The organism is Corynebacterium sp. HMSC068G04, from assembly GCF_001814885.1.
Lineage (GTDB): Bacteria > Actinomycetota > Actinomycetes > Mycobacteriales > Mycobacteriaceae > Corynebacterium > Corynebacterium hiratae.
Genome location: NZ_KV818336.1, coordinates 65,178 through 73,030 on the forward strand (window position 1 = coordinate 65,178; position 7,853 = coordinate 73,030).

Consider the following 7,853-nt stretch of genomic DNA (forward strand, 5'->3'; position numbering starts at 1 on the left):
AAAGACTGAGCTCAGAGCCATTGCCAACCCCGCCAATAGGGGGTTGAGCAGCCCGAACGCTGCCACGGGAAGAAGAATAATATTATAGGCGAAGGCCCAAAAAAGGTTGCTCTTGATGATGCGCAGGGTACTGCGCGCGAGCCGCACCGCCTCTGCGACGGAGCGCAGGTCGTTGTTCATCACCGTGATGTCGGAGGCCTCGATGGCCACGTCGGCTCCCGCACCCATCGCGATTCCGAGGTCCGCCTGCGCGAGCGCCGCGGCGTCGTTGACGCCATCGCCCACCATGGCCACGGTCCGCCCCTGCTCCTGCAGTCGAGCGATAGTCTCTACCTTGTCTGCGGGCATGACCTCCGCTGTCACGTTGGCATCATCAATGCCAACGGCCCGCGCCACTGCATGTGCCGCGCCGGCGTTGTCCCCGGTGAGTAGGTGGGGTGTAAGCCCTAGCTTGTGCATTGCGGCGATGGCGGCGGCGGAGGATTCCTTGATGCGATCCTGTAGCTCGATGGTTCCTACCAAGTCATCGTCCACGTAGACGCCCACCTGCGTCCCGGTGCCGTCATAGCCCGCAGGCGGCCGGCCCACCCGCACCCGGGAGCCCTCAATCGTTGCCTCGATTCCCTGGCCGGGAAGCTCGTGGAAGCCCGCGGCCGCGGGGAGCTCATCGTCGTAGGCTGTGCGGATGGCTCGTGCGATGGGGTGCTCGGAACCCTGTTCCGCGGCGGCCGCGAGGCGGAGAACTTCCTGCTGCGTGCGTCCTGCCGTAGGTTGGACTGCTCCCACCGACATCTGGCCTTCGGTGATGGTGCCGGTTTTGTCCAGAACGATGGTGTCGATCTGGCGGGTCGATTCCAAAATCTCCGGGCCCTTGATGAGTATTCCCAATTCGGCGCCGCGCCCGGTGCCGACGAGGATTGCGGTGGGCGTCGCCAAGCCCATGGCGCACGGGCAGGCGATGATGAGGACGGAGACGGCGGCCACGAAGGCCGGGGCGATACCGCCGAACCAGAGGTGCGCCACGAGTGCGAGGATGGCGATACCGATGACGATCGGGACAAAGACAGCGGCGATACGGTCCGCGAGGCGCTGGACCGGGGCCTTCGACGTCTGGGCTGCAGTGACGAGCGCGCCCATCTGGGCCAAGACGGTGTCGGACCCGACGCGGGTGGCGCGTACCTCGAGCCGACCCGAGGCGTTGATGGTCGCGCCCGTCACCGTGCTGCCGGGAGAAACCTCAACCGGCATCGACTCGCCGGTGAGAAGGGATTCGTCCACGGCGGAATGGCCGTTGAGGACCACGCCATCGGTGGCGATCTTCTCGCCGGGGCGGACAACAAAAACATCGCCTACTCGGAGCTCGCTGGCGGGAATGCGGGTTTCGGTACCGTCGCGAAGCACGGTGGCTTCCTTAGCTCCCATGGTCAGCAGCGTGGTGAGCGCTTCGGAGGAGCGCCCCTTAGCTTTGAGCTCAAACCATCGTCCAAGCAGCAGGAACGTGATAACCATGCCGACGGACTCGAGATAAATATGGTCCATCTGCGCGTCATTGGAGCGCAGCGTCATGTGCATGGTCATGCCGGGCATCCCGGCATCGCCAAAGAAAAGCGCGTAGAGCGACCAGCCAAAGGCGGCGGTGGTGCCCAGCGTGATGAGCGTGTCCATCGTGGCGGCGCCGTGCTTGAGATTGGCCCAGGTGGCCCGGTGGAAGGGCGCTCCGCCGATGACATAGACGAGCGTCGTGAGCATCAAGCAGGCCCACTGCCAGTGCTGGAATTGCAGCGCTGGGACCATGGAGAGCAGCATCACGGGCAGAGAGAGCGCCGCGGAGATCAGAGTGCGCTGCAGGATATCGGAGGCTTCGCTCTCGCGGGCGTCCTCCGCCGTGCTAGTCGACGTCTCCCCCTCACCATCCAGGGTGAACGCTCCGTAGCCTGCGCCTTCGACGACGTCGATGAGATCGGCAGGCGTCGTCGTTGCAGGGTCATAACTCACGGAGGCGGACTCCGTGGCGAAGTTGACCGTGGCTTCAACGTTGTCGAGCTTGTTGAGCTTGCGTTCGACACGGGAGGAACACGACGTGCAGGTCATCCCGGTGATGCCGAGGGTGAGACTGGTAGTCATGCTGTTTAGGCCAACTCGTAGCCGGCTTCGACGACGGCGGCGGCGACTTGGTCGTCGCTAAAGCCCTCCCCGGTCACGGTGACGGCGCCGGTGGTGTGGTCGGCCGTAACGTCGGTGACGCCACTGATCTCTGAGATCTCTTCCTTGACGGAAAGCTCGCAGTGGCCACAGGTCATGCCGTTAACGGTGTAGGTTGTGGTGCTCATGGTGGTGGATCCTTCTCCTTACCTTGGGGGTTAATGTCACTGTCGAGGATATACCCCCCTGGGGTATGTGGGCAAGGAATAATCGAGTCTTGTGTACCGTTGGGGGTTGATAGAACCGAGAAATATCCCCGAGACTGATAGGAAAAGACATGGCAACGATTGACATTACTGAGGACACGTTCCAGGAGACCGTTTCCGGCGACGGCATTACGCTCGTCGATGCTTGGGCGGAATGGTGCGGCCCGTGCAAGCGCTTCGGCCCAGTCTTTGAGAAGGCATCTGAAGAGCACCCCGATGCCACGTTCGCCAAGCTGGATACCGAGGCCAACCAGGAGCTATCCGCGAAGCTGCAGATTCAGTCCATCCCCACCTTGATGGTGTTCCGCGATGGCATCCTGGTCTTCCGCGAGGCTGGTGCCCTGCCGCCGGCGGCACTGGAGGATCTCATTGGCCAGGTTAAGGCCCTCGACATGGACGAGGTCCGCGCCCAGGTGGAGAGCCAGCAGGCGGAATAGAACTGGTTAGTCCTTGTCTGCGGCGGGGCCCGGCGGCCTGCCGCGCGCGCTTTCCTGTGAGTATCGCTACACTCGCAGGAAAGCGTCTTTTTATATAGGGCACCAATAAGAGCTGCATTAACTACTGCTGCAGGAACCACAAAGGAGTGAGTGCGATGGCAAATCCATTTAGCAAAGGCTGGAAGTATGTGATGGCTTCTTTCGATCAGAAGATCGATGAGAATGCTGACCCCAAGGTCCAGATCCAGCAGGCCGTGGAAGGCGCGAAGAAGCAGCATCGCGAGATTTCCGAACACGCAGCGGAGATTATTGGACGCAAGACCCAGTTGGAAATGCAGCTCAACCGCCTGGTGAAGACCCAGCAGGATTACCAGGATCAGACCCGCCGGGCGCTGGAGTTGGCGGATGCCTCTGAGGATCCGCAGAAGGCCGCCGAGTACAACCAGGCGGCAGAGGTCGTGGCGAGCCAGCTGGTCGCCGTGGAAAACGAGCTGGCTAACCTGAAAACGCAGCACGAGGCGGCTAGCCAGGCTGCCGAGCAGGCGAAGGCACAGCAGCAGCAGTCGGAGGCCCGCCTGAAGGAGCAGCTGGCACAAGTCGACCAGTTGCTGTCCCAGGCAGATCAGGCAGCGATGCAGGAAAAGAACGCCGAGGCGTTGAACTCAATGAACGAGCTCAAGCCGGATGATTCCACGCCGACCTTGGACTCGGTGCGCGCCAAGATTGAGAAGCGCTACGCGGATGCGCTCGGCGCCCAGGAGCTCCATCAGGCGGCGGGTGGTAGCCGCATTCAGGGAATTACGGCCGCGGGCCACGACATGGCCGCCACGTCCCGCTTGGACGAGATTCGCGCCGAGATGGCCAAGAGCAAGGAGCTGGAAAGCTCGCCCTTCGCCAGCGACCAAGCGCTTGAGGCCGGCGCCGAAGCTGATGCTAGTGATGCCAACGCCGAATCGGACACCGCCGAGGACAAGCAGTAGCCACTGCGAAGCAAGCCACAGCACAGAAAAGGGACCTTCTAGAGCGGGCCGCGCAGCGCGGCCGGGGCGTTTCAGCACCCCACGCTCTCCAAGGTCCCTTTCGGCGTTTTTCGGTTTAACTATCTTGGCGGCGGATATTGATGAGCACGCCGCGGATGCCCGAGTGAAAGCCATCGCGCAGGTTGACGCGCTGGGTTTCTGTCAGCGTGTACTCGTGCAGCGTTTCGCAGGCGAATTGCAGCAGCGGGCGATCGATCTCCGGGGGCAGGCCGCCGCCCGAGAGCAGGTGGGCCTGGTCGCGCTGATCGGCGCTCGCGGCGTTGTCGAACCACCACGACGCGTACTGCTGCCCCACGTCAAAGGGGGACTGGAACCCGGCGGAGCTCCACACTTCTTCGGGGAGCGGAACATACTTCGACCGCAGCTTGCGGCGCGGCGCCATCATCGAAGGTTTGGGTGCGGCCGGCTTGGGCGTTGGCTTCGGGCTTTCGGGGGCTGCGTCCGCTTCCTCGCCCGCAGGCTCCTGCGAGTCGATGCCGGGCGCGGAAGGCTGCTCGCCGGAGGGGAGAGGCTCCTCTTCCTTGCGGGAGGTATCGGGCGCAGCCGATTCGGGATGAGAGGCAGTCGCGGCAACGTCCGTCGCGGCGGCAGAAGGTGTGGCCGGGCCGGGCTTGGGGGCGGAGGGGAAGGCGGCTTGCGCCTCGGTGGGCTCGTCGCACTCCTCTGCGTGCTCATCGGTGGCAACGGCTTCGCCCTCGCTGCCGTCCTCGGAGTGCTGGGGCTCGCGGATGGTCGGCGGCAGGGGCCCTTCGAGGACCTCGAGCTCCATTGCGTCGGCGAAGTCTTCCCGCGGATCCAGGATGGTGGTGGAGTCGCACGCATGGCGCAACGCCGAGGACATCGAATCCCAGCCAAAGCCATAGAGGTGCACGCGCACGCCGTTGTTCACGGCTTCTTGGACGCCGGGAATCATGTCGGCATCGCCGGAGACCAAAACAAAGTCCGTGACTTGGCCCTTCATGGCGGAGACGATCATGTCGGCGACAAGGCGGGTGTCCACGGCTTTCTGTGTGCGGCGCTCGCCCCACTCGATGAGCTGGCCGGTGCGAAGCTGGACGCCGTCGCAGACGCGCAGTGCGCGTTGGTAGCGGTGGGGGCCGGTATCCGGGATTCCGTCATACCAATATTGGCGGTGAACGCGGTTGCCCACCTGGGTTTCAATCATCGAACCGAGGGAGCTGACCACTTCGGGTAAATCAATCTCTAGCTGGGCACGGGCGCCCGTCTCCCAGGAGTTATAGAAACTGGCGAGTAGATATGACGTGTCAACGAAGACAAGTGTTCGTTCAAGCATGGCTCCTAAATTCCGTTCTATTTCTTCTAACTAATTTTCTTAGGTCACTTCTGTGAGGTCTTCCAGCCTACGGCCGGTGTAGTCCAGTGTGCCCCATTAGTCACAAAACGTCGATAACCTTGAGGAAATTCCCAGGTCAAAGATATGGAATGGGAAGACCTTGCCCTGGCCGAAGGTTGGTTATATGGTTAGTTACATGAGTAACCAACCAGCTAAGGGGTCTGCATGGACAATTCCGCGCAGCCGCTCTTTCGTCAGATAGCGGTGCTCATCGAGGACGCCATCATCGAGGGCACTCTCGCCGAGGGTGCCCAGGCACCGTCCACGAATGAGCTCGCCGCCTTCCACAGCATCAACCCCGCGACCGCCCGCAAGGGGCTGACCCTCCTCGTGGATCTCGGAATCCTCGAAAAACGCCGAGGCATCGGCATGTTCGTCACCTCTGGCGCCGCCGAACTGATCCGGGCGCGGCGTCGCCAGGAATTCGCAGCCGAGTACGCCGCGCCGCTTATCGACGAAGCCGTGCGCCTGGGCTATACCCGCCAGCAACTCCATGACCTCATCGACCTTGTCGCAGAAAGTCGAGGACTCTACTCATGATTTCTACTCCGCACTTCACCTTCGACGACGGCCTCACGCACGGCCTCGTCGGCCCCAACGGCATTGGCAAAACCACCTTGCTGCGTAAAATCGCCGGTCAGCTGAATGCTTCCGGCATCACCGTCGATGGTGACAAGCCCTACGACAATGAAAAAGTCCTCAACAAGATCGTGCTCATGGGTATCGATAACCCCCTGCCCGAAGGCTGGAACCTGAAGAAGGTCTTCACTGTATCCAGCCTGCGCTGGACCACCTGGAACAAGGAGCGCGCCGAGGAATTGGTCGAGCGCTTCGAGCTTCCGATGAAGAATTACTCGGGCCTCTCCCGCGGGCAAAAGTCCGCAGCGAGCTTCATCGTTGCCGTGGCCTCGGGGGTGCCGTACATGCTTCTCGACGAACCCTACCTCGGCCTCGACGCCGCCAAGCGGGAGGTGTTCTACGAGGTCTTGCGTGAAGAGCACGGCCGCACCATTATCGTCTCCACCCACCACCTCAACGAGCTTTCCGGTTTGCTCGATACCGTAGCCCTGATGGGGGACAACCCCTTGTCCGGCCCCATCGATGAGTTCATCGAGGGTGTCGTCCAGCTCACTGGCTCTGCCGAAGCCCTCGATCGCGCGCTGGGGCGCCTGCAGCTCCCGGTGCTTGAGCGCGAAACCTCAGCCGTAGCCGACCGCGCGCTTGTCGACGCCCGCCCCAACCACACCGCCAACGTCTTTGCCATGGCCCAGGAAATGGGGCTGCGCGCCGCCCAGGTATCCCTTGAACAGGCAGTTCTGGCACTGGGGGAGGCATGATGAAGCTCTATAGACATATGGCGCTGAGCTGGAACAGCTTCTTCTACGCTTTGTGGATTGTCATCCTTCCGGTGCTGGGAATGGGCCGCGGGCAAGGGTGGGCCATTGGTTACTCACTCTTTATGGTCCTTATGGTTTACCTTTCGCAGCCTGACTTCACGCGTTACCTGACCTTTGGCCTCAGTACCCGTATCTGGAACGGACACCGGCGCATCAATGCCACCCTGACGCTTTTACTGATTCTTGTTAGCGCGCCCTTCGCCTTTCCGTGGTGGGTTCTCATTGCCCCAGCGGCAACGTGGATCGTGTGCATGGTGAAGCGCTTCGAGCCTTCACGACTGACAAGTAGCTCCCTTATTGCGGGCAGTGATGGTGATTCTTCGACGGGCTGGTTCTCTGCCTCCCCGGTTTCCCAGATTGTGTTGCGCCCTCAAGCTCGCGCGTGGATGTGGGCTGCATTCGGTATAGCCATCGGAACTGCGATAAACATCGTGGTGAGCAAGCTGTGGGATACCGGCGTGGGCATCGTAGGCGCCATAGTCACGTTGATTGTCCTGCCGCTAGTGGCTGACACGGTTCGCAGTTCGATGAAGGATGCGATGACCTTTGGCGTTCCACGCGCGGCCTGGTCCAAAGCGACGTTATTGTGTACCGCGATTCCAGTGGGCTTGGGAGCTGTCACTGATGTGGTGACGTTGATGTGGACCGGAAGCCTCGCCGGATTCACCATCGTTCCCCTTGCAATGGCTGCCGTTCTCGTGAGCTTTGCGATCACCGACAAAGAGACATGGCCCTATACGGCTGTCACGGTCGGAGCCATTGCTGCCGTGTTGCTTGCGTGGCTACTTAACTCTGAGATCTCTGTGTGGTGGACGCTCACAGGGATGGCAATCATCTACGTCGTGTGGGTTGCCGCGTATCCCCGGATGGCTAAAAAGACCAACGTGTTTAGCCCGGGCCTCATGGGCTGGTTTGGGGCACACTGAGCGCCATCCAATGTCTGCGTTAAAAGGTTGTTTTAGTGCACTTCAAGAAGGGGTAAAAACCTTCATTGAAGTGCATATTTGTGTTTTATCAAGGCCGTGTGTAACTTTATATGAGTCAGCGCGACCGACAGCGCCCCACAGGAACTGAAGTTCTTGGAGAGTGGCGGTAGGAAAACAGGCCCTGACAACAAATATTTTCTTTACTCGCAGTACTGCGTTTCGCTCAAGGCGGTCCGTATGACTGTGTGGTGACGATGTCTGAGAACTCAATAGTGTGCCAATGTACTTTTT

Annotated in this window: 8 protein-coding genes; 5 read left to right on the top strand and 3 right to left on the bottom strand. The window is 61.1% G+C overall.

The window, feature by feature from the left end; translation table 11 throughout:
- Positions 1-2,124: heavy metal translocating P-type ATPase (locus tag HMPREF2993_RS08235; RefSeq protein WP_070701892.1), on the bottom strand; the 2,124-nt coding region annotated here is incomplete at its 3' end.
- 5 nt (positions 2,125-2,129) lie between these two features.
- On the bottom strand, positions 2,130-2,330 hold the full coding sequence (locus HMPREF2993_RS08240) for a heavy-metal-associated domain-containing protein (protein WP_046648796.1): 201 nt from the start codon (positions 2,328-2,330) through the stop codon (positions 2,130-2,132).
- Positions 2,331-2,479: 149 nt separating this feature from the next.
- On the opposite strand from HMPREF2993_RS08240, the gene trxA reads away from it, so the two are divergent.
- Positions 2,480-2,845, top strand: coding sequence for a thioredoxin (trxA, locus tag HMPREF2993_RS08245; protein ID WP_046648797.1), 366 nt, complete (start codon positions 2,480-2,482; stop codon positions 2,843-2,845).
- Between the two features lie 155 nt (positions 2,846-3,000).
- The gene (locus HMPREF2993_RS08250; protein WP_070701894.1) at positions 3,001-3,825 is read left to right on the top strand and encodes a PspA/IM30 family protein; all 825 of its coding nucleotides are present in this window, start codon (positions 3,001-3,003) and stop codon (positions 3,823-3,825) included.
- A gap of 115 nt (positions 3,826-3,940) precedes the next feature.
- On the opposite strand, the gene HMPREF2993_RS08255 is transcribed toward HMPREF2993_RS08250, so the two are convergent.
- Positions 3,941-5,179, bottom strand: coding sequence for an NYN domain-containing protein (locus HMPREF2993_RS08255; protein ID WP_070701895.1), 1,239 nt, complete (start codon positions 5,177-5,179; stop codon positions 3,941-3,943).
- Between the two features lie 225 nt (positions 5,180-5,404).
- On the opposite strand from HMPREF2993_RS08255, the gene HMPREF2993_RS08260 reads away from it, so the two are divergent.
- From HMPREF2993_RS08260 to HMPREF2993_RS08270, 3 genes are read left to right on the top strand one after another with little or no spacing between them, the layout of a single operon-like run.
- Complete coding sequence (locus HMPREF2993_RS08260) at positions 5,405-5,779, top strand: GntR family transcriptional regulator (RefSeq protein ID WP_046648800.1); 375 nt, start codon at positions 5,405-5,407, stop codon at positions 5,777-5,779.
- Complete coding sequence (locus tag HMPREF2993_RS08265) at positions 5,776-6,576, top strand: ATP-binding cassette domain-containing protein (RefSeq protein WP_070701897.1); 801 nt, start codon at positions 5,776-5,778, stop codon at positions 6,574-6,576. Before HMPREF2993_RS08260 ends, HMPREF2993_RS08265 begins: the two co-directional genes overlap by 4 nt.
- Positions 6,573-7,562 carry a hypothetical protein gene (locus HMPREF2993_RS08270; protein ID WP_232761079.1) on the top strand — a complete coding sequence of 330 codons (990 nt, stop codon included), beginning with the start codon at positions 6,573-6,575 and terminating at the stop codon, positions 7,560-7,562. Before HMPREF2993_RS08265 ends, HMPREF2993_RS08270 begins: the two co-directional genes overlap by 4 nt.
- The last annotated feature ends 291 nt before the right edge of the window (positions 7,563-7,853 follow it).

Bases quoted from the DNA above. Each gene is read 5' to 3' on its own strand.
- HMPREF2993_RS08240 (WP_046648796.1), bottom strand. From the start codon at position 2,330: ATGAGCACCACAACCTACACCGTTAACGGCATGACCTGTGGCCACTGC.
- trxA (WP_046648797.1), top strand. From the start codon at position 2,480: ATGGCAACGATTGACATTACTGAGGACACGTTCCAGGAGACCGTTTCC.
- HMPREF2993_RS08250 (WP_070701894.1), top strand. From the start codon at position 3,001: ATGGCAAATCCATTTAGCAAAGGCTGGAAGTATGTGATGGCTTCTTTC.
- HMPREF2993_RS08255 (WP_070701895.1), bottom strand. From the start codon at position 5,179: ATGCTTGAACGAACACTTGTCTTCGTTGACACGTCATATCTACTCGCC.
- HMPREF2993_RS08260 (WP_046648800.1), top strand. From the start codon at position 5,405: ATGGACAATTCCGCGCAGCCGCTCTTTCGTCAGATAGCGGTGCTCATC.
- HMPREF2993_RS08265 (WP_070701897.1), top strand. From the start codon at position 5,776: ATGATTTCTACTCCGCACTTCACCTTCGACGACGGCCTCACGCACGGC.
- HMPREF2993_RS08270 (WP_232761079.1), top strand. From the start codon at position 6,573: ATGATGAAGCTCTATAGACATATGGCGCTGAGCTGGAACAGCTTCTTC.